24 protein-coding genes are annotated in these 26,789 nt (G+C 62.4%); 7 read left to right on the top strand and 17 right to left on the bottom strand.

Annotated elements, in window-relative coordinates:
• Window positions 1–2: 2 nt before the first annotated feature.
• The 9 genes from ASE11_RS21500 to ASE11_RS21460 all read right to left on the bottom strand — a co-directional run bounded on the left by ASE11_RS21500 (window position 3) and on the right by ASE11_RS21460 (window position 7,414).
• Window positions 3–785, bottom strand: coding sequence for a TPM domain-containing protein (locus ASE11_RS21500; protein WP_082585933.1), 783 nt, complete (start codon window positions 783–785; stop codon window positions 3–5).
• 86 nt (window positions 786–871) lie between these two features.
• Window positions 872–1,516: a LemA family protein gene (locus ASE11_RS21495; RefSeq protein WP_056276595.1), complete on the bottom strand. Its 645-nt coding sequence runs from the start codon at window positions 1,514–1,516 to the stop codon at window positions 872–874.
• A gap of 19 nt (window positions 1,517–1,535) precedes the next feature.
• On the bottom strand, window positions 1,536–1,913 hold the full coding sequence (locus tag ASE11_RS21490) for a polyketide cyclase (RefSeq protein ID WP_156406450.1): 378 nt from the start codon (window positions 1,911–1,913) through the stop codon (window positions 1,536–1,538).
• Between the two features lie 132 nt (window positions 1,914–2,045).
• The gene (locus ASE11_RS21485; protein ID WP_235501406.1) at window positions 2,046–2,738 is read right to left on the bottom strand and encodes a DUF6629 family protein; all 693 of its coding nucleotides are present in this window, start codon (window positions 2,736–2,738) and stop codon (window positions 2,046–2,048) included.
• Window positions 2,739–3,260: a hypothetical protein gene (locus ASE11_RS21480; RefSeq protein ID WP_235501405.1), complete on the bottom strand. Its 522-nt coding sequence runs from the start codon at window positions 3,258–3,260 to the stop codon at window positions 2,739–2,741.
• Entirely contained in the window at window positions 3,257–5,719 is a 2,463-nt protein-coding gene (locus tag ASE11_RS21475) for a heavy metal translocating P-type ATPase (protein ID WP_056276589.1), read from the bottom strand. Before ASE11_RS21475 ends, ASE11_RS21480 begins: the two co-directional genes overlap by 4 nt.
• A gap of 26 nt (window positions 5,720–5,745) precedes the next feature.
• Window positions 5,746–6,402 carry a methyltransferase family protein gene (locus ASE11_RS21470; protein WP_056276586.1) on the bottom strand — a complete coding sequence of 219 codons (657 nt, stop codon included), beginning with the start codon at window positions 6,400–6,402 and terminating at the stop codon, window positions 5,746–5,748.
• Entirely contained in the window at window positions 6,399–6,674 is a 276-nt protein-coding gene (locus tag ASE11_RS21465) for a DUF2933 domain-containing protein (RefSeq protein WP_056276583.1), read from the bottom strand. The genes ASE11_RS21470 and ASE11_RS21465 overlap by 4 nt, the downstream gene beginning before the upstream one ends.
• Window positions 6,675–6,970: 296 nt before the next feature.
• Window positions 6,971–7,414: a hypothetical protein gene (locus tag ASE11_RS21460; RefSeq protein WP_056276580.1), complete on the bottom strand. Its 444-nt coding sequence runs from the start codon at window positions 7,412–7,414 to the stop codon at window positions 6,971–6,973.
• Between the two features lie 365 nt (window positions 7,415–7,779).
• On the opposite strand from ASE11_RS21460, the gene ASE11_RS21455 reads away from it, so the two are divergent.
• On the top strand, window positions 7,780–9,615 hold the full coding sequence (locus ASE11_RS21455; RefSeq protein ID WP_235501404.1) for a hypothetical protein: 1,836 nt from the start codon (window positions 7,780–7,782) through the stop codon (window positions 9,613–9,615).
• Window positions 9,616–9,735: 120 nt separating this feature from the next.
• On the opposite strand, the gene ASE11_RS21450 is transcribed toward ASE11_RS21455, so the two are convergent.
• The 5 genes from ASE11_RS21450 to ASE11_RS21430 form a co-directional block, all read right to left on the bottom strand.
• Window positions 9,736–10,146 (bottom strand): DUF305 domain-containing protein, encoded by a 411-nt coding sequence (locus ASE11_RS21450; protein ID WP_235501403.1) that lies wholly within the window; start codon window positions 10,144–10,146, stop codon window positions 9,736–9,738.
• 212 nt (window positions 10,147–10,358) lie between these two features.
• Window positions 10,359–10,721: a copper-binding protein gene (locus ASE11_RS21445; RefSeq protein ID WP_056276578.1), complete on the bottom strand. Its 363-nt coding sequence runs from the start codon at window positions 10,719–10,721 to the stop codon at window positions 10,359–10,361.
• Between the two features lie 56 nt (window positions 10,722–10,777).
• Window positions 10,778–11,269 (bottom strand): plastocyanin/azurin family copper-binding protein, encoded by a 492-nt coding sequence (locus tag ASE11_RS21440; RefSeq protein ID WP_056276575.1) that lies wholly within the window; start codon window positions 11,267–11,269, stop codon window positions 10,778–10,780.
• Between the two features lie 63 nt (window positions 11,270–11,332).
• Window positions 11,333–12,721: a multicopper oxidase family protein gene (locus ASE11_RS21435; RefSeq protein WP_235501402.1), complete on the bottom strand. Its 1,389-nt coding sequence runs from the start codon at window positions 12,719–12,721 to the stop codon at window positions 11,333–11,335.
• 18 nt (window positions 12,722–12,739) lie between these two features.
• Window positions 12,740–13,783, bottom strand: a complete 1,044-nt coding sequence (locus ASE11_RS21430; protein WP_056276572.1) for a TolC family protein — start codon at window positions 13,781–13,783, stop codon at window positions 12,740–12,742.
• 206 nt (window positions 13,784–13,989) lie between these two features.
• Here ASE11_RS21430 and ASE11_RS21425 point away from each other — a divergent pair, with 206 nt between their 5' ends.
• Window positions 13,990–14,673 carry a heavy metal response regulator transcription factor gene (locus ASE11_RS21425; protein ID WP_056277296.1) on the top strand — a complete coding sequence of 228 codons (684 nt, stop codon included), beginning with the start codon at window positions 13,990–13,992 and terminating at the stop codon, window positions 14,671–14,673.
• 11 nt (window positions 14,674–14,684) lie between these two features.
• The gene (locus tag ASE11_RS21420) at window positions 14,685–16,118 is read left to right on the top strand and encodes a heavy metal sensor histidine kinase (RefSeq protein WP_321166272.1); all 1,434 of its coding nucleotides are present in this window, start codon (window positions 14,685–14,687) and stop codon (window positions 16,116–16,118) included.
• On the opposite strand, the gene ASE11_RS21415 is transcribed toward ASE11_RS21420, so the two are convergent.
• Window positions 16,055–16,591, bottom strand: coding sequence for a hypothetical protein (locus ASE11_RS21415; protein ID WP_200959401.1), 537 nt, complete (start codon window positions 16,589–16,591; stop codon window positions 16,055–16,057). The genes ASE11_RS21420 and ASE11_RS21415 overlap by 64 nt on opposite strands.
• 110 nt (window positions 16,592–16,701) lie before the next feature.
• Here ASE11_RS21415 and ASE11_RS21410 point away from each other — a divergent pair, with 110 nt between their 5' ends.
• The 4 genes from ASE11_RS21410 (at window position 16,702) to ASE11_RS21395 (ending at window position 23,181) form a co-directional block, all read left to right on the top strand.
• Window positions 16,702–17,064: a hypothetical protein gene (locus ASE11_RS21410; protein WP_056276562.1), complete on the top strand. Its 363-nt coding sequence runs from the start codon at window positions 16,702–16,704 to the stop codon at window positions 17,062–17,064.
• Window positions 17,065–17,156: 92 nt separating this feature from the next.
• Window positions 17,157–18,422 (top strand): TolC family protein, encoded by a 1,266-nt coding sequence (locus tag ASE11_RS21405; RefSeq protein ID WP_056276560.1) that lies wholly within the window; start codon window positions 17,157–17,159, stop codon window positions 18,420–18,422.
• Window positions 18,419–20,032: an efflux RND transporter periplasmic adaptor subunit gene (locus ASE11_RS21400; protein ID WP_056276558.1), complete on the top strand. Its 1,614-nt coding sequence runs from the start codon at window positions 18,419–18,421 to the stop codon at window positions 20,030–20,032. Before ASE11_RS21405 ends, ASE11_RS21400 begins: the two co-directional genes overlap by 4 nt.
• A complete protein-coding gene (locus tag ASE11_RS21395) occupies window positions 20,029–23,181 on the top strand; it encodes an efflux RND transporter permease subunit (protein ID WP_056276555.1) in 3,153 nt (1,050 codons plus the stop codon). The genes ASE11_RS21400 and ASE11_RS21395 overlap by 4 nt, the downstream gene beginning before the upstream one ends.
• A 493-nt stretch (window positions 23,182–23,674) precedes the next feature.
• Here the strand turns inward: ASE11_RS21395 and ASE11_RS21390 are convergent, their stop codons facing one another.
• Window positions 23,675–26,431: a heavy metal translocating P-type ATPase gene (locus ASE11_RS21390; RefSeq protein ID WP_082585931.1), complete on the bottom strand. Its 2,757-nt coding sequence runs from the start codon at window positions 26,429–26,431 to the stop codon at window positions 23,675–23,677.
• A complete protein-coding gene (locus ASE11_RS25575; protein ID WP_082585930.1) occupies window positions 26,428–26,784 on the bottom strand; it encodes a heavy-metal-associated domain-containing protein in 357 nt (118 codons plus the stop codon). Before ASE11_RS25575 ends, ASE11_RS21390 begins: the two co-directional genes overlap by 4 nt.
• Between the last annotated feature and the right edge of the window lie 5 nt (window positions 26,785–26,789).

Genomic DNA, 26,789 nt, shown 5'->3' with positions numbered 1-26,789 from the left:
GACTACCACCTCCCCGACGCGCCACCGCCGCCAAAACCGCCCCCGCCGCCGCTGAAACCTCCCCCACCGCCACCTCGACCACCGCCCCTGTGGTGGCCACCCATGCCGTGGCCAAGCAGACCTCCCCCGGACAAGGTCACCAGCAATGCGACCACGCCCGCCACGAGCGCCATCGAGATGACGCCTGCAACCAACCAGGCAATCACCGCGACGACACCGCCGGCAACCAATGAGCCTGGCACTTTGCCCAGCATGGAGCGCAGCACACCACCCACGGTGAGCGCAAGAATGAACAACATCGGTGCGTACTGCTGGAGTCCCACCGAGCCCTGACTGGACCGTGTACTGGGTGCGGGCAAGGGTTCACCGTCCACGACGCGCATCATCTGCCCAACCCCTGCGGCAATGCCGCCATGGAAGTCCTGGACCTTGAAGCGCGGCAGGATGGCCTCGTTGATGATGCGTTTGCTGGTGAGGTCATTGAGGGCACCCTCCAGGCCGTAGCCCACCTCGATGCGAACTGCGCGGTCGTCTTTGGCGACGACCAGGATCGCCCCGTCATCGATCTTCTTGCGCCCCAGCTTCCACTGTTCGGCCACGCGCAAGGCGTAGGGCTCTATGGCTTCCGGCGCTGACGAGGGGACCAGAAGCACGGCCAACTGGCTGCCTTTCCTGGTCTCAAAATCGGTCAGCGTTTGTTCCAGTGCAGACGTCTGTTGCGAAGTCAGCGTTCCAGTCTGGTCGACCACATGCCCCGTCAACGCTGGAACGGGCGTCTGCGCCATGGAAGGCAAAGCCCAGCTCAAAGAGCCCGCCAGCAAGCTTGCAAGCAGCAGCGCGCTGCCGCACCTGCCGACTGGGTTGATCGCAATCACTTGAGGGCTCCCGACGCTGGGCTTGTGGATGTGGCCGGGGCAGCTTCGAATTCGACACGGGGAGGCTTGGCAATTTCCTTTTCGTTCTCAACGGCAAAGGTCGCCTTTTCCTTGTATCCCATCACCATGGCGGTGAGGTTCGAGGGGAACGACCGCACAGTGACGTTGTAGGTCTGAACCGATTGGATGTATCGATTGCGCGCTACTGAAATGCGGTTCTCGGTACCCTCCAATTGCGCAGAGAGGTCCCGAAATCCCTGGTTGGCTCTCAGGCTCGGGTACTGTTCCGACACCACCATCAGCCTGGACAATGCACCAGTAAGCTCGCCCTGTGCTTGCTGAAACTTCTGGAATGCCGCAGGGTCGTTGATCAACTCCGGTGTGGCCTGGATGGATGTAGCCCTCGAGCGCGCTTCAATGACCCGCGTCAATGTGTCCTGCTCGAATTTCGCTTCGCCTTTGACTGTGCTGACGAGGTTGGGTATCAAGTCCGCACGGCGTTGGTACTCGTTGATGACCTCGGCCCAACCCGCCTTGATCTGCTCGTCGGCACTTTGAAAAGTGTTGTAGCCGCAGCCGCTCAGGCTCAGGGCCAAGCTTGTTGCCAGGGCAGCCGTTGTGGCTCGAATCTGTTTGCTCATGTTCAGTTCCTCAGAATGATCAGATCGATCGTTGTGTTGTGGGACTCGCCTCGAAGTTCTTGACTGTGTCGTCAACCATCTGCCGGGTGCACCATCGCGCGTAGCGCTGGCCGAACAATCGTCCGAGCCAAAGTGCGAGCCCGCTTTCCGGCAACTCATACTCGATGAAGACGCGGAGCATCGAACCGTTCCCATGGGGTGACAGCTCGAAGCCCATCCGGTAGTGGCCTATAACGAGCAGCTTTGGTGCCCCGGTGGATTCCCAGACCTTGCGACGGGGAGGGATGCGCTCCGTCACCATCTCCTCGACCGAGAGTTCGACACCAAAGACTCGCCCCGACAAACGCATCCGAGACCCGACCTTTTGCCCTTGCCCTTCGTCGAGTTCGGTTTTCATCCGTCCCCATCCCGTCCTCCAGGAGGGTTCGCCCATGTGTGATGACAGTCGTGTGTGAACGTCCATTTGCGCAAAAACCCGACCCGGCAGAGCCTGGACAAAGCTGTTGCATTCGTATCGACGGGGCAGCATTCATCTCTCCCGTGAACGGTGCGTTGGAAGACTGATGGCGTTTGATGGCCTGCGCTCGCGCCCATACCCGCAAAAGTGGAGACAGATCACAGCACTCAGTAGTGCAGCGAAGAAGCACCACACCGAGATGAACCAGGTCGCATAAAAGGCGTAAGCCGCGCCAAACGACAGCAGAGCAAGAGCGCCGAAGACCTGCACCATGCGGTGTGTGGACAGCAGCGGGCTGATCACCGTCGACAGCAGGTACAGCGTCATCGTCACTGCTGCAAAAAAGTGTGGCGAGTCGTACTCGATGTGCTGACCGGTGGGCTTTGATACGACTGGAAATGCCACCAGTGCGTACATCAAATACGCCCCGACCGTGGCGCCGGCTGCAACGAAGACATTCAACGCTCGGTGGCGCCATCCCAGAGGCTCCATCAGCAGAACAGCCACGGGTATGTAGACCGGCCACAGCACATGCGAGAAGAAGGAGTACACCTGAGTCATCACCGCGTTCAGCCGTGGAGCGTCTTCACTGAAAGTCAGCCAGATCACGCCCTCGATCAATTGCTGGATCGCGAACAACATCGGGATCGCCGCGAATGGAAGATCCCGACGCTGGCCCGTATCCAGGGCCGTCCTGACAGTGAGCGTTCCAACTCCGAGGAGAAACGCACCCGCGGAAAAGCTTGCAGTGGCCGAGAAGCACATTCAGTTCACTCCTCCGTTGCTTCGGTCGAGATCGACAGAGGATGCTTTACGGCTCGCGACCAAGACGACCAGGCCCGCGAACCAGACCAAAGCGGGTAGCAGGAGCAGCCATCTGAAATCGGAATGGAGTGCAAAGTTGGTCGCGCTCATCAGCACAACAGTCAGTGCGCCGGAGATGGCCAGTACCCAGGACGTGTTCCTCGATTGCAGCGGTATGGCGACAGTGGCAACGAACACCGTGAGTACCCCGGCACCTGCCATGAATCCCCCCATGACAGTAAACACCTTGCGCAACCAACTTTCGAGGCCGGGCACCGAAGCACGAATCTGTTCGAGGGTGGCACCCATGAAGCGCGGGTCTTCAGGCAACAGGGGTGGCCGCACAAAAATGAAATAGACGCCTAAGGCCATCAGCCAAACACCGCAGGCTGAGAACATCCACTTCGACACTTGAATGCTCTTGACGGCATTCAGTGGCACTGTTCCTGCCATCAAGTCCGCAGGGCGCTTTGGAGTGTTCATGCCGACGCTCCAGCGGCAAGCTTCGCAACGGTCGACTGCGTGCCAGATCCTCCTGCCTGTTTGATGCCTGCAAGCTTGGTGCGCTTGAGCAGCAATGCGTTGATGGCCACCACCGCCGAGCTGCCCGACATGGACAGCGCTGCGATCTCCGGCGACAGCGTGAAGGGATAGAAAACGCCCGCCGCCACCGGGAAGGCGACCACGTTGTAGCCCACCGCCCACCACAGGTTTTGATGCATCTTGCGCAAAGTGGCGCGCGACAGTTCGATGGCACCGACCACGTCGTAGGGATCGCTCTTCATCAGCACGACCTGGGCACTTTCCATGGCCACGTCGGTGCCCGCGCCAATGGCGAATCCCACGTCGGCCTGTGTCAACGCCGGGGCATCGTTGATGCCGTCGCCGACCATACCAACCTTGTTGCCTTGGTCCTGCAGTTCCTTGATCTTTGCGGCCTTCTGTCCGGGCAGCACTTCGGCCAGCACGATGTCGATGCCCAGCTCCTTGCCGATACGCTCGGCGGTGGCCTGGTTGTCCCCGGTCATCATCGCAACCTTGACGCCGCGCTCCTGCAGCTTGGCGATGGTCGCCTTCGATGTGGGGCGCACCGCATCGGCAATCGCGATCAAGCCGATGAGTTCGCCTCCTCGAGCAACGTAGACGACAGTCCGTCCGCCCCCTTCAAGCTGCGCGGCCTTGGCCGCCAGGGCTGCCATCGACGTCCCACTCACGCCTTCTGCTTGCATCAGCTTGCGGTTGCCCAGCAGCACGGCATCAGTGCCGATGGTGGCTCGGGCGCCCTGTCCATCGATGTTGGCGAAGTCCCTGGCCACCTCGACCTGAGCAGATCCAGCACGCTTGAGAACTGCCTGCGCCAATGGGTGTTCGGAGAACTTCTCGACCCCAGCTGCTACGGCGAGCAACTGTGCCTCGCTGACATCGGTCGCCGTTACCATTTCCACCACATCGGGTTGACCAATGGTGAGCGTGCCTGTTTTGTCAAAGACGATAACGGTCAGTTTGGTCGCGGTCTCCAGCGCCGAGGCGTTCTTGAAAAGAATGCCGTTCATCGCGCCCAGACCGGTGCCCACCATGATGGCCATCGGCGTGGCCAACCCGAGTGCGTCGGGGCAGGCGATCACGAACACGGTGATGGTCAGCGTCAGCGCGAACAGCAAGGGTTCGCCGATGACCCAGAACCACACGCCGAAGGTGAGCAGTCCGATGGCAATGGCCGCCAACACCAACCACTGCGAAGCCTGATCAGCGAGCAGTTGGCCTGGTGCTTTGGAGTTCTGCGCTTCCTGCACCAACTTGACAATCTGCGCCAACGCGGTGTCCGCACCCACCTTGGTAGCCTTGTAGCGGAAACTGCCACCTTTGTTGATGGTGGCGCCGATCACAGGGTTCCCCACCACCTTCTTCACCGGCATCGATTCCCCGGTGAGCATCGACTCGTCGACCTGAGAGCTACCCTCCGTCACCTCGCCATCGACCGGGATCTTGTCGCCTGGCTTGATGACGATGGTTTCGCCGGCGAGGACCTGCGACGTCGGCACCTGCGTCTCGACTCCTCCGCGAACGACATTGGCCATCGGTGGGGCCAGATCCATCAGTGCACGGATGGCGTCCGACGCGCCGGCGCGCGCCCGCATCTCCAGCCAGTGGCCCAGCAGAATGAAGACGAGCAGCACGGCGGACGCTTCAAAGAACACCTCGCTCTCGTAAAAGAACGTGGCCCCCACGCTGAACAGGTATCCCGTGCCGACTGAGAGCACTATGAGTGTGGCCATGTTGGCAACCTTGTTGCGTGCGGCCCTTACCGCAGCCACCAGGAAGGGCCAGACCGGATAGGCGATGGCGCCCGTGGCCATGAAGAACAGAAACAGCTTGCGGTCCAGACCGAACGGCGAGGGAAAGTTGCCGAACATCTCGCCCATCGGGGAGTACAAAAAGACCGGTACAGCAAACACCAAGGCGACCAGAAACCTGTTGCGCATGTCGTTGGCCATGTCCTGCATGGACATACCCGGCGAATGGCCCATGTCATGCATCATGTCCGCCTTCTGAGCTTTGGACGATGCATCCGATGGCCCGTGGGTCGCGTGGCCGTCGTGGGTTTTCGTCTCCGGGGCACTTGGATTGACACCGTGTCCCACCCCTCTCGATCCCTTCCCGGTTGAGGGTCCCGCGTGGGTGGCGCTGTCGGTTCTGTGGTTTGCCGGCGCGCAGACATGCGCCGGAGCCAGTTCACCACGGCAGTGGTAACCGCAATCCACCACACGTTGACGGATGGCCTCTATCGTGACCATTGCTTCGTCGTAATGCACGGTCGCACTACCGGCCACGTAGTTCACGTCGACGTGATGAACACCGGGCAGCGTTGACAGCTCTCGCTGTACTCCCGTTGCACTCAGTGTGGAGACCAGCTCGCCGACTTCGATGGTGCTTGTTTTCATGAGGGTTCCTTGAGTCAGAGAGCCAATCAGGTCCTCGTGCGCTTCGTATCCATTCGCCAGGAAGGCAGGAAGCGTGGCGTACTGGCGGCATAGGCTTCAAACTCAGAGCCGAAGCGCTTCTGCATCTCAGCCTCCTCGGTGATGGACAAGCGCGCATACATCACCAGCAGCACCGGGAACATCACGAGCGTGAGCAATGTCGGCCACTGCAGCAAGAAGCCGAGCAAGATGAGGACGAACGCCACGTACTGCGGATGGCGAACGCGCGAATAGGGTCCGGTTCGTGCCAGCTCGTTGCGGCGTTGCGCGTGGTACAGCACCTTCCACGAGGTGGACAGCAGGTAGAAGCCGTAGCCGAGAAACAGGTAGCTCGCGATGTGCAGCACGCCTAAGTGGGGATCCCCTGTCTCTCCGAGCAGCGTGGACCACAGATGTCCCGAGTCGTGGGACAGCAGGTCCAGATTGGGATACTTCGTTTGAAGCCATCCCGACATCAGGTAGATGCTGAGAGGAAAACCATACATCTCCACAAACAGCGCCACGATGAAGGCCGCGAAAGCGCCAAAAGTGCGCCAGTCCCGCCCAGTCTGCGGCTTGAAGAAGCTGAAGGCGAACATCAAGAAGAGGGCCGAGTTGAAGACGACCAACGTCCACAAGCCGTACGCCGAGGAAGCGTGCGTCATGGTTTCTCCTTCACCTGGATTTCGGGTGTTCCCGCGTCTACCGTGCCACCTTGGTGACTCCCATGACTGCCGTGCATGAACATATGCACCAACGGACAAGCAAGCAACAGCAGGAACGGCCAAGCGCCAAAAAGGTGGGCGCGGTGTTCGGCCAGTAAAAAGTAGGCTGCAACCGCGCCGAACACGAGCAAGCCGATTCCATAGCGGGATCGCCAGAACGTTTGGGACGGGCCTTCAATGGGTTGTTGATGGTGTATGTGGTTGGAGTTCATTTCGATGCCCTTGGGTCAAACTGTTTGCGCGGGTTGTGTTGAGCAGCCTTCTTGTCCAAGCACGGAAATTGAAGAACGTGTTGGCGCCATCTGGGTTGCAGGTGCGTCTTGGATACACCGCGCTCATCAGGTCAGGTAGGCAGCTTCAGAGGAGTGCGCCATTGGTGGGCTTTGCGCAGCGAGGCGCTGGCATTGCTTCAGTTCAGGCGGTCTTGCGTTCGAGCAAATACAACGGCCTTGCCACCACAGACGCTGACCCACTCAGCACAAAGGCTGTGGGTTCGTCGCCAGGCCCGCTACAGCGCAAGTCGCGAGTAGCGAACCCTTAGGGGAAGATCGGCGATGGGTGTCGCGGCTTCGACAACTCGGCGAGATGCCGAGACCAGTTGTTGCGACCCAGTCCACAAGGTCGCAAACCATGGCGCCAGACCCGGGTCGGTGTTTTCACCGCCCGAATGGACCTTGGTCAAAGCGTTCGCCCCCTCATCGCAGACCCTCAGGCACGAATCCTCACTGACATCCGAGTCATCCTCGTGGCCTGTGAGGCTGCCAAGACGTGCAACCGACTCGACGGTCGTCTGGCTCGTCGGGATCCTCCAAACGTTTGATTCCGTGGAATGAGGACTAGACCAGTTAAGCAAGCAAGCATTCGCGACCCCTGAAGCCAACGCGAACAGCATCACCAGCAAGACCACAAATGCGGTGTTGCGTTTGGTGCGAGTTTCGGTGAAGAACTTCATGGTGTATGCGTGCTGCTGTCGGTCGATCGTAGGATCCTTCGTAGATGAGTGGATTGATCTACATCAAGTGAAGTGCGCGTGTACGCAACGGGGGTTTCACAACGGTGAACGGTGAGCTAGGGCAAAGGATTGGGGGCACAAGAACACCTTCACGGTGCACCACACTCGCGAAGTTGTATGTACCCCACCGTACGCAAAGCCAACTGATTGCTTGTTGGGCATTGAAGAGGTTCGGCGGTTGTGACTGAATCGGCAGCACTGTGTCCAGGCAGCAGACAGTAGCTCATGCGACTGATACCCTCACAGCGTGCAGCAGCGTGCCTATCTTCGTGTGCTTTCCTCCAGGTCATGACTATCAACAACCCGTGAATACTTTGTCCCCACCGCCACAACGCCGAGCACCGCTAGGATCAAGCGATGCGCTGAACAGCGCTTGCTTTTGCTTGAGTCTTGACAAGCAGGCAATGGCGCAGGCCCTTGATCAGGAAGTTGGGACGCCTGGTCTTTCAGCGCTGATTCAACAGCGCTGCCCTTTCCTGTTCTCGGCAGTGCCTGTCTTCGTGGCAGCACCACAGTTGCAGAAGATGGCTGAGGTCGTGCAAGCGGTTGAATCGGTGGTGGCGCTTTCAGCCTATAGGGAACAAGTGCTGGCAACCGCACCCCCCATCGCGCGTTTGGGCACTCACGGCCCGCTGAGCGTCTTCTTTGGTTATGACTTTCACCTCAACCAAGGCCGACTGGGGTTGATCGAGGTGAACACGAATGCGGGTGGCGCCATGCTCAATGCGCTGCTGGCCCGCGCTCAGCGTGCCTGTTGCACGGCAATTGATTCACTGATCCCATCGCTTGACAACGTGGTCACGTTCGAGGAGCGCATCGTGGAGATGTTTCGTCGCGAATGGGGCCTTTCTGGGTTGTCTGGAACCCTCGGGCACCCGCGTCCCCTGACGTCGATTGCCATCGTCGACGGTTCTCCGGAAGAGCAGTACCTTTATCCCGAATTTCTGTTGTTTCAGCAACTGTTTGAACGACACGGCATTCGCACGGTCATCGCTGATCCGGGTGCACTTGAATGGCGAAACGGGGCCCTTTGGCATGGCGAGCAGGCCATCGATCTGGTCTACAACCGCTTGACCGATTTCTACCTGGAGGAGCCCAGCAGCGCTGCACTGCGCGAAGCGTACGTGCAGGAAGCTGTCGTGCTGACACCGCATCCACAGGCCCATGCTCTGTATGCAGACAAGCGCCGCTTGGCACTGTTCAGTGACGCTGAAAAGATGCAGGCCCTGGGTGTTCCGCAAGCTGTGCAGCGAATTCTTCTTGAGCACGTTCCCTCAACCGAGTTGGTGAAGGCGGCCGATGCCCAGCGCTTGTGGGATGCGCGACGAAACCTGTTCTTCAAGCCTGTCGCTGGCTTCGGTAGCCGCGCGGCTTATCGGGGCGACAAGCTGACAAAACGGGTGTGGCAAGAAATTCTGGCCGGCGAGTATGTGGCCCAGGCCATCGTCTCACCGGGCGAGCGATTGATCGACAACGCTGACGCACCGACGATGGACGTGATGCCAAGCGACCCGAAAGCCCCCAAGGCCATGAAGTTTGACCTTCGCGCCTATGCCTACGGCGGGGATGTTCAATGGGTGGCGGCACGGCTATATCAAGGGCAGACCACCAACTTTCGTACGCCAGGTGGAGGCTTTGCTCCGGTGTACAGCACTGCTGAATCATGGGGACGTGTCGTCGATTCCTGTGATGGCGACCTTGTCGATCAAGACAAGGACTCGGCGTATGCCTCATTTGTTTTCTTGCTGGACTCCAGCGATGAAGTCCACCCGGTCCCTCACGGCTTGTATGTTGCACTTGCTCGCGGTGAGGCAACGATTGAAGCTATGGCGGGACGGACCTTGCGCGTCGCTGATTGGTACGTCCGCTTGAATGGGGGGGCGCCCGAAACAGTCGTCAACGAGACCTACAGCTTGGTGCTTTTTGACGAACAAGGGCGAGCGAAACCAACCCGAGCCTCTCCAGCGCTAATAACGCCAGTGGATCGTGCTGAGAATCCTGCATGGCCAACGGCTGAGGAACGAGCTCGAATGCAAGCTTTGCTGTTTGGCGGAGCCAGTTCTTCAGATCTGCCAGTCTCAGCGGTGCCACCCGGCACTAGTGTGTCGACTTGCTCAGACGCGTCAGCCAGCACCAGGTAATCGGCCTGTCGGTGACCGATGAATGGGAACTCTCGATACAGCACCAGCGCCAATAAAGATGCTGGTGCTGACACTGGAAGCAAGCTTGGCCGGCGAGAATTCCAGAGTCATTGCAGCAGATCACTTCTGCTTGGCGAGCCACTTGTCGAACTGAGCGATCTCTTTCTTTTGCGCCACGATGATCTGCTTTGCCATGACCTTCATCTCGGGTGACTTGCCGGTCTTGAGCTGCATCTCGGCCATGTTCAAAGCTTGCTGGTGATGAATTTTCATCATCATCGCGAAGTCCTTGTCGGTATTGCCCGACATGGGCATCTTTTGCATTTCCTCCATGCCCATCATCATGGAACCTTTCATGTCGTGTGCACCTGTGGCGCCTTTGTGCATATCGGACATGGGCATCGTCGCTGGGCCTGTGGCTGGCGTGGACTGAGCATGCGCCGACATCGACATGAGCACAGTCAGCGAAACGGCGCACAGAGCCTTGACAGGGACAGTGGTGAAGCGTTTTGTGGTGGATTGATGATTCATGTGACTTCCTTGAAGCTACCCGAAGGCGGGTTCATCATCATCGACAACGATGCTCGGATTGACTGTGCGCCAACGTACGCCTGCCCATTGGTTTCGAGACTGTGTCGGACCGGTTTCACATAGCAGGGAGGACGTCACCCATACAAAAAAGGGATCGGTCATCACAACCGATCCCTTGACCACAACCGACCCATAGGGTCGGATTGGTTAAATCACTTCATCGCTTTGATATCGGTGACCACCATCTTGCCGGCGTCCTGAATGACGATGAACTGGATCTTCTCGCCCACCTGGACTTTGTCCAGCATGGCCTTGTCCTTGACGTTGAACACCATGGACATCGGAGGCATGTCCATGTGCTTGATCTCGCCATGCTTGATCGTGACCTTGCCGTTCTCCTTGTCGATCTTGCGAATTTCGCCGTCGGTCATGCCGGGTGTCGCCGCCATGCCCATCTTGCCCTGATCCATTCCCATCTTTCCTTGGTCCATGGTCATTTGAGCCAGCGCGGGTCCAGCGAAGGCAAAAGAAAGGGCGACCGCTGATGCGGCCAGACTCAGGTTCAGTGTTTTCATGAAATGTTCCTTCAATCAGGTGTGTCTGTGGGTTGCAAGAATGGTGGTTTGTCAACTTATTTGGTGGTCACTTTGATCTGACCCTTCATGCCCGCGTCGTAGTGTCCGGGGTGAAGGCAGGCGAAATCAACGACGCCGCCTTTGGTGAAACGCCAGATGACCTCACCCTTTTGCCCAGGCTTCAGGGAAATCTTGTTGGCCTCATCGTGTTCCATGCCTGGAAATTTTTTCATCACTTCGTAGTGCTCCTTCAGCTCCTTCTCCGTGCCCAGGCTGAACTCATGCGGCACCTTGCCGGAGTTGGTGACGACGAAACGGACGGTTTCCCCCTTCTTGACGTCCACCAGTGCTGGCGTGAACCGCATGCTGTCGGCAGCGTCGACCTGAATGGTGCGGGAAGCTTTACTGGCGACGCCGGGCTCACCGATGGGCGATTCGTTGTGGCCGCCGCCGTGCGTGCCCGCCGCTGTGGCGGCTGACGTGGCTAGAAGGGCGGCAACGAACAAAAGGCTGGAACGCTTGGAAAGTGGGGCTTGGGTGAAGATCATGTGAACTCTCTGGATTGGTGGGTTGAGAAAGCAAGTGGGAGAAATGTGTAAAGACGGCTTGGTTCAGTGCTGCATGCCTTTGCCCATGGGCTTGACCGCTGTGCCCATCGCCGGGGTTGTGTCTGCACTGGCCTTGGGCCTGACGGCGGGCAAGGGCGCACCGGTCCATTCGTGCGCAACAGTGCCTTCGGGGAACTTGTACGGGCCAGGGTCCTTGTAGTCGCCCGGCTTCTGGTCCTTGCGCACCTTGAACACGGTGAACATGCCGCCCATCTCCAACGGGCCGAACTGGCCCGTGCCGGTCATCATAGGCGCAGTGTTGTCCGGAATGGGCATCTGCATTTCGCCCATGTCGGCCATGCCGCGCTCGCCCATCAGCATGTAGTCGGGCACCACCTTCTGGATCTTGTTGACCAGGCCGCGGTGGTCCACACCGATCATGGTGGGCACGTCGTGGCCCATGGCGTTCATGGTGTGGTGGCTCTTGTGGCAGTGCATGGCCCAGTCGCCTTCCTCGTCGGCGATCAGTTCGATCTGGCGCATCTGCCCCACGGCAACATCGGTGGTCACCTCGTACCAGCGCGTGCTCGGCGGCGTTGGGCCGCCGTCGGTGCCGGTCACCAGAAACTCGTGCCCGTGCAGGTGGATCGGGTGGTTGGTCATGGTGAGGTTTCCCACACGAATGCGCACACGGTCGTTCAAGCGCACGTTGAGCGTGTCGATGGCGGGGAAGACACGGCTGTTCCAGCACCAGATGTTGAAGTCCAGCATCGTGTTGATCTTGGGCGTCTTGCTGCCCGGCTCGATGTCGAACGCGTTGAGCAGGAAGCAGAAGTCGCGATCCACCTCGCTGATGTGGGGATGCTTGCCCTTGGGGTGGGTGACCCACATGCCCATCATGCCCATGGCCATCTGGACCATTTCGTCCGCGTGCGGGTGGTACATGAAGGTACCCGGACGGCGCGCTTCAAATTCGTAGACGAAGGTCTTGCCCACGGGGATGGCGGGCTGGTTGAGGCCACCCACACCGTCCATGCCGCTGGGCAGGCGCTGGCCGTGCCAGTGGATGGTGGTGTGCTCGGGCAGCTTGTTGGTGACAAAGATGCGCACGCGGTCGCCTTCGACCACCTCGATGGTTGGGCCAGGACTCTGGCCGTTGTAGCCCCACATGTTGACCTTGAAGCCCGGCGAGACCTCGCGCACCACGGGTTCTGCCACCAGGTGGAATTCCTTGACACCGTTGTTCATCTTCCAGGGCAGGGTCCAGCCGTTGAGCGTGACCACCGGGTTGTAAGGGCGACCGGTGGTGGGCACCAATGGAGGCGCTGTGTCCACCGAGGTTTGGTACACCGGCTCAGGCAGGGCGGCCATGGCAGACCGAGCGACGGCCAAGCCAGCCACTGAGGCAGCGGCGCCCGCAAAAAACTGTCGACGTGAATTGATGAGGCTCATGTTCTTCTTTCTGTGCTTTCAATGACCGGCGGCTGCTGCGGGCTCACCGCCGCCACCACCCAGGGATACGAAACTGTCCGGGGCACCGCCTTGCAGCACCCATTGCAGATCCGTTTCCGCAATCCAGAAGTCCCGCTGCGCTTCGATGGCACCGGCCACTGCCTGCGACTGGCTGGAGACCTCTCCGAGCAGGTCCCACACGCTTTTGAGCATGCCGTTGTAGTGAAGAACGGTTTCTTCGGTGATGAACTCGCGAACCTTCAACACCTCCTCACGCGCACTCACAGCCAGTGCGTGGCTGGAGAGGTAGGCCTGGCGAGCGAGGCGGGCGTTGGCGCCATTGCGCATGCCCTCGGCGCGCGGCAGTTGTGCAGCAATGGCCGCAGCGCGCTCGTCCAGCACTTGTTGCGACAAGGCTTGGACCGGCACATCGGGCAAACGGTCAGGCAGCGCAACAGCGCTGTGCATGCCGGTGAGGCCCAACGTTTTGATGAGTGAGGCTTCGGCCTGCGTGGCGGCGTTCTGTGCGCGTCGCACGTTCATCTTGGCGGATGACTGAGCCAGTTGAACTTGGGCCTGCTGGAGCTTGCTCCAATTGCCCACACTCACCATGCGGCGACCCAGCTCGTTGCCGGCCTCGGCGGCGTCCAGCGCATCACGGTGCTGTTTGAGAACCTGTCGCGCAGCCACTGCCTGAAACCACGCCTTGCGACCTTGAGCGGCGACTTCCAGCAGCTCGTCCATGTCGTCTACCTTGCGCTGATGGATGGGATCAAGCTCGGCCCATTGGCCTTTGGCAATCAAATCCACGTTGGCCGTACCGATCCTGTTCATGGGTTTGACCAAATCCAGGTGGGCCCGCCAGGCCTGGCGAACGGCGTCTTCAGCCGTCATAAGGCTCAGGCTGGGAGACGCCAACTCCTCACCTGCTGCAGCGGGAACATTCTCTTTTTCCCACTTGAGGATGTCGGCATGGCCGCGTTTGAACTGTCCCACGGCGTCGTTGGCTTCGCGCCAGTTCTTCTCGGCAGGGGCCGGTGCGATCTGGGCGGAAACGACCATGGGGAGTGCCAACACGCCCAGGACAATGGCCCGCAGTGCAAAGGAAGGGTAATGTCGATGAATCACTGATTTGCTCCTGTTCAACTGTTTCAAGCTGAGGGCAGTGTGCAAAAGGCCACCCGTCACGAACCTGTCGGTTTCATTACAAAGTTGTCAGGTTCGGTTGCAGATGGCCGCTGGCAGTGAAAATCGCCGCAGGAGTGAACGTGAAAATCTTGATTGTTGAAGACGAACGCAAAACGGGTGAGTACCTGTGCATGGGACTGCGCGAGGCGGGCTACGCGGTAGAGCTGCTCAACAACGGCGTGGACGGATTGCACCAGGCGCTGGAGGGCGACCACGACCTCATCATTCTGGACGTCATGCTGCCCGGCATGGACGGCTGGCAGGTGCTCAGAGGTCTGCGTGCCCAGGGTCGAGAGATGCCGGTGCTCTTCCTGACCGCCAAAGATCATGTGGACGACCGCGTCAAGGGTCTGGAGCTCGGAGCGGACGACTATCTGGTCAAGCCGTTTTCGTTCTCTGAGCTGTTGGCCAGGGTGCGCACCATCTTGCGCCGTGGGCGCTCGGGTATGGAGCCAACCACCCTGCAGGTCGCGGATCTGGAGCTGGACCTGCTGCGCCGTCGGGTCACCCGCGCGGGCAAGCGCATCGACCTGACCGCCAAGGAGTTCGGATTGCTCGAATTGCTGATGCGCCGCAAGGGTGAGGTGTTGCCACGCTCGCTGATCGCCTCCCAGGTGTGGGACGTTAACTTCGACAGCGACACCAACGTCATCGAGGTGGCCATGCGCAGGCTTCGTGTCAAGGTGGACGACGGGTTTGAGTGCCGCCTGTTGCAGACGGTTCGAGGCATGGGTTACGTGCTGGAAGTGCCGGAGCACTCCTGATGATCCGGCGCTTGACCCTCACCGCACGACTCACCTTTCTGTACACCCTGGTATCGGCTGTGGTGCTTCTTGGCCTTGGCGTCTTGGTGGCGTGGTCCACCCATTTGCACTTCATCGACCTTGACCGCGACTACCTGCTGGACAAGGTGCAGCTCATCGAGAAGATCGTCGATGAAACGCCAGAGCCAGCCGAACTCGCGGCCAAGCTGGATGAATCGCTTAACAGCCATCAAGGCCTTTTCATCTCAATTACGCGCGGTGACGAACAGCTGTTTGGAAAAGGCGGCATCACATTTCCAGCAGAACTCGCTGCACGAAGCGCCGCAGATCAGCCCATGGACTGGACCGATGGTGAGCGGCAACTGCGAGGCATGAGCACAGAGCTCTCCACAGCGCAGATGCCCGGCGGATTGAGCAGTCCAGGTCAGAGCATGCGCCTGACGCTCGCGCTGGACACGCAGCACCACACCCATTTCATGCAGATGCTGCGCCAACAGTTGGCGGTCTATGTCCTCTTGGCCACCCTGCTCAGCGGCCTCCTGGGGTGGTGGGCAGCCCGCAGCGGTCTGGCCCCGCTGAGGACCATGAGAGAGCGCGCGCTCAAGGTCACGGCCCACAAGCTCGACGAGCGCATGCCAATCGACGCTGTGCCCGTGGAGATGGCGGAGCTGGCTCGCAGCCTCAACACCATGCTGGAGCGTCTGCAGCAGGATTTTTCAAAGCTCATGGAGTTCTCAAGCGACATTGCCCACGAACTGCGCACGCCCATCAGCAACCTGCTGACACAGACCCAGGTATCCCTCTCGCAACGCCGTGATCCGGAAACTTACAGAGATATCCTCGCCTCCAATGCCGAGGAGTTCCAGCGCTTGGCGCGCATGGTGTCCGACATGCTGTTTCTGGCCAAGACGGACCACGGCATCCAGCTGCCGAATCGCGAAGACGTCGCACTCGAAGACGAGGCGAAGAGCCTTCTGGATTTCTACGATGCGGTCGCCGAGGACAAAGAACTTCGCCTTCGGGTGGTGGGAGCGGGTAGCGTGGTGGGTGATCGACTGATGATTCGGCGAGCCATTAGCAACTTGCTGTCCAATGCGCTTCGGCACGCCCACCCCCGTACCGATGTTGCGCTGACTGTCGAGACCCAGATGAATGGCATCAGCTTGTGTGTCACGAACACGGGCGATCCGATCGATGCAGCAGACCTACCGCGCCTGTTTGATCGCTTCTATCGCGTGGACAAGGCGCGCGCGCATCCCTCATCCGATGGTGCTGGCCTGGGTCTGGCCATTACCAAGGCCATCATGCTCGCTCACGGCGGGAGCGCGTCGGTCACGTCGTCAGCGGGAACAACCCGGTTCTACCTGCAGTTTCCGGGCTCTCATGGGTCTCGTTCTCTTCGCGTCGCCAACAGCCAAACCCAGACGAGCGCGAGCGCCGAGTAGTTGGCGACGACAAACCAAGGCGTGTTCCAGGCAACGCCATCAAATCCTCGGTAGGTGAGCGGGTAGAGGACTGGAGACGGAAAGAAGTCGTCCGAGTGGGTGAATACATCAATGAGGATGTGCGACCACCATCCGGCCAACGGCAGCCAGAAGACACGAGACCATCGCCAAGCGACCAGCGTCACTGCCATGGCGATCACCCCGCTGTGAAAGATGCAGTGGAGATGGTGCGACCACAGTTCCACGCTCTCGGGTAAAGGCTGCACCCTTTCCGGCAGCGCTCGGACATAGGTCATGAACTCGGCCGGCAGCCCGTTGAAGAGAGCCCACGCCGCCACAGGCAACATGTGCATCAGATCCGGCAACGCCGCCATTGCGGCAGTGGCAAGACCAGTTGCAACGGGTATTGGCCGGTGGCGTAACAGCAGGACGACGCCCGCTCCCGCCCACAGCGCATGTGCAGCAATGTCCACGTTGGCCTCCAAGTACAGATTGGCTCGCTCTGAACAGTCTATGGTGCCTTGTTCGGGCAGGCTTTCCAATCAGGCAAGCGCAGTCAGTCTGCGCGCCATAGAATCCAGCCATGCGCCGCTTGCTCGTCCTCGTCCTGTGTCTGCTGCTGCCCTTGCAGGGGTTTGCGGCGTGGCAGGTGCCTGCGTCACCATGCCCCATGCAGGGCATGATGGCCATGGCGGATGAAGTCGACGGGATGGCAGAGTCCCTGGCCGAGGCCATGGACGATTGCTGCAACGACATGGCCACTTTTGAGCGCACGGGCCAGCCCTGCAAGAGTATTCAGAGTTGCGTCGTTCCCGCTGCAGGCCTGCCGTCTTTCCCATCCCTCGTGGCCCAGACCCCGGTCACTCAGGACCCTCAAGCGCCGGCCTGGCGCAGCCTTCCTCCGGGCGCGACTTCGCGCTTCTGGCGTCCGCCCACTTCCGTCTGATTCCCCGCACAGTGCAGGCCACCCGTGGGTGGTGCTGCTGTCGCACGCTGTCAGGGTTTTTGCCCCGGGCGTGCCTGCTCCGGAGCTCAGACATGGAACACCCTTCGCTTTTTCTTGCACGCGCCGTGCTGGCCCTCGCTGGCCTGCTCGCGCTGATCACACCCGCTGCCGCCGATGAACCCCTGAGCCTGGGCGCTGCGGTGAGCACCGCCCTGGCGCGATCGCGCAGTCTCGACGCATCAACCGCCGCCGCGCAAGGCGCGCGCGAGATGGCAGTGGCGGCTGCGCAGCGACCCGACCCGGTGCTGCGCCTGTCGCTGGACAACCTGCCGGTGAATGGGCCTGAGCGCTTCAGCACCACGCGCGATTTCATGACCATGCGTTCCATCGGTCTCATGCAGACCCTGCCGAACGCGGACAAGCGCCGCGCCCGGGGTGAGCGATTCGAGCGGGAGGCCGAGGCAGCGCTGAGCGAACGAGCGCAGCGGGTGGCCCTACTGCAGACCGAGGTAGCGCAGGCCTGGCTGGAGCGCCGCATGCAGGAGCAGCGATGGGCGTTGCTGCAGGCGCAGATCACCGAGGCGCGTGTGCTGGTGCAGACCACCGAGGCAGCTCTTCGCGGTGGACGGGGCTCCACGGCCGATGCGTTGAGCGCGCGCGAAGCACTGGCCCAGCTGGAGCAAGGCCTGATCGGTGCGCAGGCAGAGCGCGCCAACGCCCGCCTCACGCTGGCGCGCTTCACCGGTGGGCCGCCCGACCAGCCCCTGGCCGATCCGCCGCCGATGCCGTTCAACCCCGCACCAGTCAACACCGCAGACGAGCTGCCAGACCTCAAAGCCCTGCAGGCCCGCGAAGCCGTGGCCCGTGCCGAAGCCGAGGTGGCCCGACAGGAGCTCAAGCCCGACTGGAGCGCGGAGATCATGTTCAGCCAGCGCGGCCCGCAGTTCTCCAACATGGTGTCGATCGGCGTGTCGGTGCCGCTGCAATGGGACCGGCCGCAGCGCCAGCAACGCGAGCTCGCTGCACGCCTGGCCCGCGTGAATGAGCTGGAGGCCGAGCGGGAGGAGCAGACGCGTGAGCGGGTGCTGCAGGTTCAGCGCTGGCAGCGGGAGTGGCAGGCCGGGCTGGACCGCCTCGCGTTGCTGGACGCCCAACGCCAGCCGCTGGCCGCGCAGCGCGTGGACGCTGCGCTGGCCGCTTACCGGGGTGGGCGCGAAGGCCTGGGCCCGGTACTGCAGGCGCGCCGCGATGCGCTGAACCTGGCGCTGGAGCGCCTGGTGCTGGAACGTGAAACCGCTGGCCTGTGGGCGCAACTCGAATACCTGTTCGCCGACACCACCGCTGGAGTGAAGCCATGAACAAAAGAACATCCTTCTTCGTCCTGGCGGCCTTGGCCGCGCTCGTTGCCGTGGGCGGTGGCGCCTGGTGGATGGGCATGCAGCAGGGCATGGGCCACACCACACCAGCCGCTGTGCAGACTGTGCCCGGCACCAGCACAGCGGCCAGTGACGACCCCTCGCTGTGGACCATCCCGCAAGGCGAAGAAGCCACGCGCCGGCACATCCGCGAATCGCTGAAGGCGGGCGACGTGGACCCGGTCACGGGTCGGCGCATCCTGAACTACCACGACCCGATGGTGCCGGGCAAGAACTTCGAAGCACCCGCCAAGTCGCCCTTCATGGACATGATGCTGGTGCCGCGCTACGCCGGTGGTGATGCGGCAGACGCCAGCAGCGTCACCGTGAGCCCGCGCATTCAGCAGAACCTGGGGCTGCGCACCGCACCGGTGGTCGAAGGCTCGCTGGTGTCGGAGGTGACGGCGGTGGGAAACGTGGCCTGGAACGAGCGCGAGCAGGTGGTGCTGAGTTCGCGCGCCATGGGCTTCGTGGAAAAGCTGCATGTGAAAGCCGCGCTGGACCGCGTGGCTGCCGGCGCGCCGCTGGCCGAGCTGTACGTGCCCGACTGGGTGGCCGCGCAGGAGGAATACCTGGCGCTGACGCGTTTGAGTGGAGACGGCACCGACGCACTGCAGGACGCAGCACGCCAGCGCATGCGCCAGGCCGGCATGAGCCCTGCGCACATCCAGCGCGTGGTGAGCTCGGGCATGGTGCAGCCGCGCTTCACGCTGACCGCGCCCATCGCCGGCATCGTGAGCGAGCTCATGGTGCGCGAGGGCGCCACCGCGATGCCGGGCATGACGCTGATGCGCTTGCAGGGCACACGCACCGTGTGGGCCGAGGGGGCCGTGCCCGAGAGCCAGGCGGCGCTGTTGAAGCCGGGCGCGCGAGTGCGCACCACCAGCCCCGGCGCGCCGGGCCAGACCTTCGAGGGCCAGGTGCAGGCCCTGCTGCCCGAAGTGGACGCGGTCACCCGCACCATCCGCGCGCGGGTCGAACTGGCCAACCCACAGGGGCGGCTGGTGCCCGGCATGCAGGTGAGCATGCGGCTGGACCGCCCGAAGGCCGCAGCGACCTTGCTGGTGCCCAGCGATGCGGTGATCCACACCGGGCGGCGCAGCGTGGTGATGGTGGCCGAAGAGGGCGGGCGCTTCCGCCCGGTGGAGGTGACCGCGGGCCTGGAGGTGGGTGGCCAGACCGAGATCAGCGCCGGCTTGGCAATGGGCCAGCGCGTGGTGCTCTCGGGCCAGTTCCTGATCGACTCCGAAGCCAGCCTGCGCGGGCTGGAAGCACGTCTCAACCAGGAGCCCGCACCTCCACTCACCCAACAGCGCTACACCACCGATGCCGTGATCGATGCACTCAGCGGTGACACAGTCACGCTCACGCACCCCCCGATCCCGGCGCTGAAGTGGCCACAGATGCAGATGGACTTCCAACTGCCACCGAGAGCACAGCAGCCACGCGATCTGGAGGCCGGCGACCGGCTGCAGATCGAGTTTGAAATGCGCGACGGCGAGGTGCCGCGCATCACCAGCCTGCAGCGCGTGGCACCGGAGCCTGGCAAATGATCGCCGGCCTGATTCGCTGGAGCATCGCCAACCGCTTCCTGGTGCTGCTGGCCACCGCGCTGCTGAGTGCCTGGGGCGTGGTGGCCCTGCAGCGCACGCCGCTGGACGCGCTGCCCGACCTGTCCGACACGCAGGTCATCATCCGCACCACCTGGCCCGGGCAGGCGCCTCAGATCGTGGAGAACCAGGTCACCTACCCGCTGACCACCACCATGCTCTCGGTGCCGGGCGCGCGCGCGGTGCGCGGCTTCTCGATGTTCGGCGACAGCTTCGTCTATGTGCTGTTTGAAGACGCGGTGGACCCGTACTGGGCGCGCTCGCGTGTGCTGGAGTACCTCAACCAGGTGCAGGCGCGGCTGCCGCGCGGCGCCTCGTCCAGCATCGGTCCCGACGCAACGGGCGTGGGCTGGATCTACCAGTACGCCCTGATCGACCGCACCGGCGGGCAGGACATTGCCCAGCTGCGCGCCTTGCAGGACTGGTTCGTGCGCTTCGAGCTCAAGACCGTGGCCGATGTGGCCGAGGTCGCCAGCGTGGGTGGCATGGTCAAGCAATACCAGATCGTGCTCGACCCCGACAAGATGGCCGCCTACCGCGTGACGCAGGCCATGGTGGCCGTGGCGGTGGCGCGCGGCAACCAGGAGGCTGGGGGCTCGGTGCTGGAGCTGGGCGAGGCCGAGTACGCGGTGCGCGCCAGTGGCTACCTCAAGACGCTGGACGACTTCCGCGCCATCCCGCTCATCACCAGTGGCACCGGTGTGTCGGTGCGCCTGGGCGATGTGGCGCGGGTGCAGACCGGGCCCGAAATGCGGCGCGGCATCGGCGAACTCAACGGCGAGGGCGAGGCCGTGGGCGGTGTGGTGGTGATGCGCTCGGGCAAGAACGCGTTGCAGACCATTGAGGCGGTGAAGACGCGGCTGGCCGAGCTGCAGCGCAGCCTGCCGGCGGGCGTGGAGATCGTGCCGGTGTACGACCGCTCGGGCCTGATCGAGCGCGCGGTGAAGAACCTGGGCGAGAAGCTGCTCGAGGAGTTCATCGTGGTGGCGCTGGTGTGCCTGGCCTTCCTGTTCCACCTGCGCAGTGCGCTGGTGGCCAGCATCTCGCTGCCGCTGGGCGTGCTGATGGCCTTCATCGTGATGCAGCAGCAGGGGATCAACGCCAACGTGATGTCGCTCGGTGGCATCGCCATTGCCATCGGCGCCATGGTGGATGCGGCCATCGTGATGATCGAAAACGCCCACAAGCACCTGGAGCGCTGGGCCCACCACCACCCCGGCGAAACGCTGCAGGGCGAGCCGCGCTGGCGGGTGATCGGCGACGCCGCCGCCGAGGTCGGTCCGGCGCTGTTCTTCTCGCTGCTCATCATCACGCTGAGCTTCATCCCGGTGTTCACGCTGGAGGCGCAAGAAGGCCGGCTGTTCGCACCGCTGGCCTTCACCAAGACCTACGCCATGGCGGCTTCTGCGGGTTTGGCTGTGACGCTGATCCCGGTGCTCATGGGCTATTTGATTCGCGGGCGCATCCCGGCCGAGACCGCCAACCCGCTGAACCGCGCGCTGATCGCGCTGTACCGCCCTGTGCTCGATGCGGTGCTGAAGGCGCCGAAGCTCACGCTGGTGGTGGCGGCGCTGGTGCTGGTGGTCAGCATCTGGCCGCTGCGCCAGCTGGGCAGCGAGTTCATGCCGCCGCTGGACGAAGGTGACCTGCTCTACATGCCCACCGCGCTGCCCGGCTTGTCTGCCGCCAAGGCGGCCGAGCTTCTGCAGCAAACCGACCGCCTGATCAAGACCATCCCCGAGGTGCAGAGCGTGTACGGCAAGGCCGGGCGCGCCGAGACCGCCACCGACCCGGCGCCGCTGGAGATGTTCGAGACCACGATCCAGTTCAAACCGCGTGACGAGTGGCGTGCAGGCCTCACGCCCGAAGCGCTCATTGAAGAGCTCGACCGCACCGTGCGCGTGCCGGGTCTGTCCAACATCTGGGTGCCGCCGATCCGCAACCGCATCGACATGCTCGCCACCGGCATCAAGAGCCCCGTGGGCGTGAAGGTGGCCGGGCCCGATCTGGCCACCATCGACCGCCTCACCGGTGAGATAGAGAAGGCGGTGAAGACGGTGCCCGGTGTCAGCAGCGCGCTGGCCGAGAGGCTCACGGGCGGGCGCTACATCGACGTGGACATCCGCCGCGCAGATGCCGCGCGCTACGGCCTGAACATTGCCGATGTGCAGGACATCGTGGCCGGCGGCGTGGGTGGCATGAACATCGGCGAGACGGTGGAGGGCCTGCAGCGTTTCCCCATCAACCTGCGCTACCCACGCGAGCTGCGTGACTCGCTGCCCGAGTTGCGCGCGCTGCCCATCGTGGCGCCGGGGGGACAGCGGCTGGTGCTCTCCGACGTGGCCGACCTGCGCATTTCTGGGGGCCCACCCATGCTGCGCAGCGAAAACGCACGCCTGGCCGGCTTTGTGTACGTGGACATCCGCGGGCGCGACCTGCGCGGCGCAGTGCTGGACATGCAGCGCGCGGTGACCGAGCGCGTGGTGTTGCCCGCCGGGTACTCGGTGTCGTGGTCGGGGCAGTTCGAGTTTCTGGAGCGCGCCACGGCCAAGCTGAAGCTGGTGGTGCCAGTCACGCTGCTGATCATCTTCGTGCTCCTCTATTTGATCTTCCGCCGCTTCGACGAAGCCTTGCTTATCATGGCCACGCTGCCGTTCGCGCTGGTGGGTGGGGTGTGGTTCCTCTGGCTGCTCGGGCACAACCTGTCGGTGGCCAGTGTGGTGGGCTTCATTGCGCTGGCCGGTGTGGCGGCCGAGTTCGGCGTGATCATGCTGATCTACCTCAAGCAGGCCTGGCAGGAGCGGCTGGACGCCGGGCGCACCGATGAGCCTTCGCTGCTGGAGGCGATCCGCGAAGGCGCGGTGTTGCGGGTGCGGCCCAAGGCCATGACGGTGGCCACCATCGTGGCCGGGTTGCTGCCGCTGTTCTGGGGCATGGGCACGGGCAGCGAGGTGATGCAGCGCATCGCAGCACCCATGATCGGCGGGATGATCAGCGCGCCGTTGCTCTCCTTGTTGGTGGTGCCGGTGGTTTACCGGTTGATGCGACGGCCGCGTCTAGCCGCAAAGAGCACCCTTTCTCGTCATCGGTGACCTGGTGCGGGAAGGAACATCGCGTTTCGCGTCAAAAGGTAACATTTCGCCGATATTCCGCAGGGCGCCAGCCTGGGTGATGATGTCGATGCGCCCGCGCTCTGGCACGTTGCGCGTGGTGCGCCAGAGAAAATCATGCTGCAGTGCCTGTGCGCTCGGGTCTTCTGATCTAACTGGCATGGGCGGAGCGAGGGAGATCGGGTCCGGCGTGGGGCGGGTCGGGACTGCCACTACCTCCAGGGGCGACGCTCCGTGGACATCCGCTGAGATCATGCGCGATAGAACAGCTAGCGCGACGACTGCCCACGGAACAGGGAACGATTGCGCCTTTCTCGCCCGTCAGTTCTGCGCGACTCTCAAGGCAAGCTGGATCGGATTGGCGCTGACTAAGGCGTCAATAGGCACTGACGTGGCATCAAACCCGCCCAGCCTGAGACCGACGTGGATGTCACCCAACGAAGACGCTCCAGGTTCATGGAGAGGCTCTCGTATGTCACGCGGCCTTCCCTTGTTTGGGCTGCGGGTCTGCGTCCTTGGCAAGTGTCTTCCTGAAAGGCGACGCTGCCGGCGCGTAGTCTGGCGTGCCGGATGCTCCGGCCTTGCCCGGTTGACGGATACCAGCCAGCTTGGTGCGCTTCAGCAGTAGCGCATTGATCGCCACGATCAGCGTGCTGCCCGACATGGAGATCGCGGCGACCTCCGGGCTCAACACGAACGGGTACAACACACCCGCAGCAAGCGGAAATGCGATAGTGTTGTAGCCCACCGCCCACCACAGGTTTTGGTGCATCTTGCGCACCGTGGCGCGCGACAACTCGATTGCACCGACGATGTCGTAGGGGTCGCTCTTCATCAGCACCACATCGGCGCTTTCCATCGCCACATCGGTGCCAGCGCCGATTGCGAAGCCAACGTTGGCCTGCGTCAGCGCAGGGGCGTCATTGACGCCATCGCCCACCATGCCGACTCGTCTGCCGGTGGCTTGCAGTGCCTTCACCTTCTCGGCCTTCTGGCCAGGCAGTACGTCGGCCAACACTTGCGCGATGCCCAGATCAGCAGCAATGCGCGTGGCCGTGGCCAGGTTGTCGCCGGTCAGCATCACCACTTCTATCTTGCGCTCGCGCAACTTGGCCACTGCCGCCTTGGACGTGGGCCGGATCGCATCGGCAATGGCGATGAGGCCAATCACACGGCCGGCCTGTGCTACATGCACCACCGTGCGCCCGTCGTTTTGCAAGCGCTTGGCTTCGGCCTCCAGCACGCCGAGCACGAGCTTCTGCGTGTCCATCAGACGCCGGTTGCCGAGGTACACCGTGCCACTGGCGGTTTCAGCGCGCGCGCCCATGCCGTCCAGACTCTCGAAGCCGGTGGGCGCCACGATGGTGAGCTTGGCCGCTCGGCGCACGATAGCCTGCGCCAAGGGATGGTCCGAACCCTGCTCGACGGCGGCCGCGGCGGTCAGCAGTACGTCCTCGGTGACGCCGTCTGCCAGCACGGTCTCCACCACCTCGGGCTGCCCCACCGTGAGCGTACCGGTCTTGTCGAAGATGATGACGTCGAGCTTGGTTGCGTCTTCCAGCGCTGAGGCGTTCTTGAAGAGGATGCCGTTGGCAGCGCCGAGGCCCGTGCTGACCATCACGGCCATCGGGGTCGCCAGGCCCAATGCATCCGGGCAAGCAATCACGAAGACAGTGATGGTGAGTGTCACTGCAAACAGCAGTGGCTCGCCAATGACCCAGAACCACACCGAGAAGGTTGTCAGACCGATAGCGATGGCGGCAAAGGTTAACCATTGAGCCGCCCTGTCGGCCAGCAGTTGCGCTGGCGCCTTGGAGTTCTGTGCCTCTTGAACCAGCTTGACGATTTGCGCCAGCGCGGAGTCGGCACCGACCTTCGTTGCCGTGTAGCGAAAGCTGCCGCTCTTGTTCATGCTGGCACCCACCACGGTGGCGCCGGGCCCTTTCTTCACGGGCATCGATTCCCCGGTCAGCATCGATTCGTCTACCAGCGATTCACCGGTTTCGATGGTGCCGTCCACCGGAATCTTGTTACCTGGCCGAATGACAACGATCTCGCCTGCCAGAACCTCGGCCGTCGGCACTTCGACTTCGGCGCCGTTGCGGATGATATTGGCCATGGAAGGCGTCAGATTCATCAGCGCCTTGATGGCCGAAGACGCACCAGAACGCGCGCGCATTTCCAGCCAATGTCCCAGCAGGATGAACACCAGCAACACGGCGACGGCCTCGAAGAACTGCCCCTCGCCCTTGATGAAGAATGTGGTTGCGACGCTGAACAGATAGCCGGTGCCCACGCTCAGCACAATGAGCGCCGCCATGCCCACTGTCCCATCCTCAAGCGCATGCCATGCGGAAACGAAGAACGGCCAGCTCGGATACAGGATGGCCGCGCTGGCGAAGAAGAAAAGCCAGACGTTCAAGTCCAGACCAAACGGCGGCGCTGGTGCCGGCCACATGCCGCCCATCGGGGCATAGACAAGGATCGGTAGCGTGAAGACCAGGCAGATCCAGAAGCGGTTGCGCATGTCGCGAACCATTGCGCCCATGTCGCTGCCGCTGTGACCCATTTCGTGGGCCATGTCGGCCACCTTCGCGGGCGCTGCGCCGGCAGCTGGTTTGTGACCTGCGTGCCCGGCGTGGGCGTCGGTGGGGGTGCTTACGGCGGCCGCAGGCGCAGTGGGTGGCGCCTCGGCTTCGGCCTTGCCCTCGTCGTCACGGGACAGAGTTTCTTTCACCCAGGCGGTGGCCTTCTCGACAAGACCTGGCCCCTGGGTGTCGGGGTCCTTGTCGGCTGGCGTGTTTGCTGGTGCAGCTGCATGAGTCTCCGCAGGGGCTGTGATGGCGGTCGGCTCTGGCGCCTGCTCCTTCGAAGTGTCGGCTGCGGGACGTGCCATCTCAGCGTCAGGCTCCGCGGTGCCATCGTCAGCGCCCGGCGTTGCCGACACAACGGCAGCCTGCGGCGGTGATTGATCGCCGCCTTCTTTTGTTGTCTTGTGTTCTCCCGGGTGCGTCGGCGACGACTCATCCGCTGCGTCGTATCCACGTTGGCGGACATCCGACTTGATGTCGGACACGTGAAGACGGGTCTCGTCGTAGCGCACCGTCGCGCTGCCCGCAGCGTGATTGACGGTCACGCTTTCGACCCCGGGCACCTCGCCGATCCGCTTTTCGACCCCGGGCACGCTCAAGACCGAAAGCATGTCGTGTACGTCAATCACGCTCGTTTTCATGGCGTGCCCTTCATGCCCTTCATCGCATCCTTGTCGGGCGAACTGGCGTCCGCGCTGGCTGCTGAAGGCGGTGCCTTCACGGCCACGGGCTGGGTGACTGCGGACGGCGCGTCCGGCTCTTCCGGTTCCTTGCCCCCGTCGTCTGCTGCGTCGTCTTTGGAACCGATCTGGCGCACGTCAGACCGGATATCGGCCAGGCTGAGCCGGGTTTCGTCGAAGCGCACCGTGGCGCTGCCCGCCGCGAAGTTCACGGTGACGCTTTCAACGCCCGGTACCTCACCGATGCGCTTTTCCACGCCCTGCACGCTCAACACCGACAACATGTCGCGCACTTCCATCACACTGGTTTTCATCGCAA

The sequence above is a fragment of the Hydrogenophaga sp. Root209 genome (assembly GCF_001428625.1).
GTDB lineage: Bacteria > Pseudomonadota > Gammaproteobacteria > Burkholderiales > Burkholderiaceae_C > Hydrogenophaga.
This window is presented reverse-complemented; position numbering and strand designations above follow the sequence as displayed.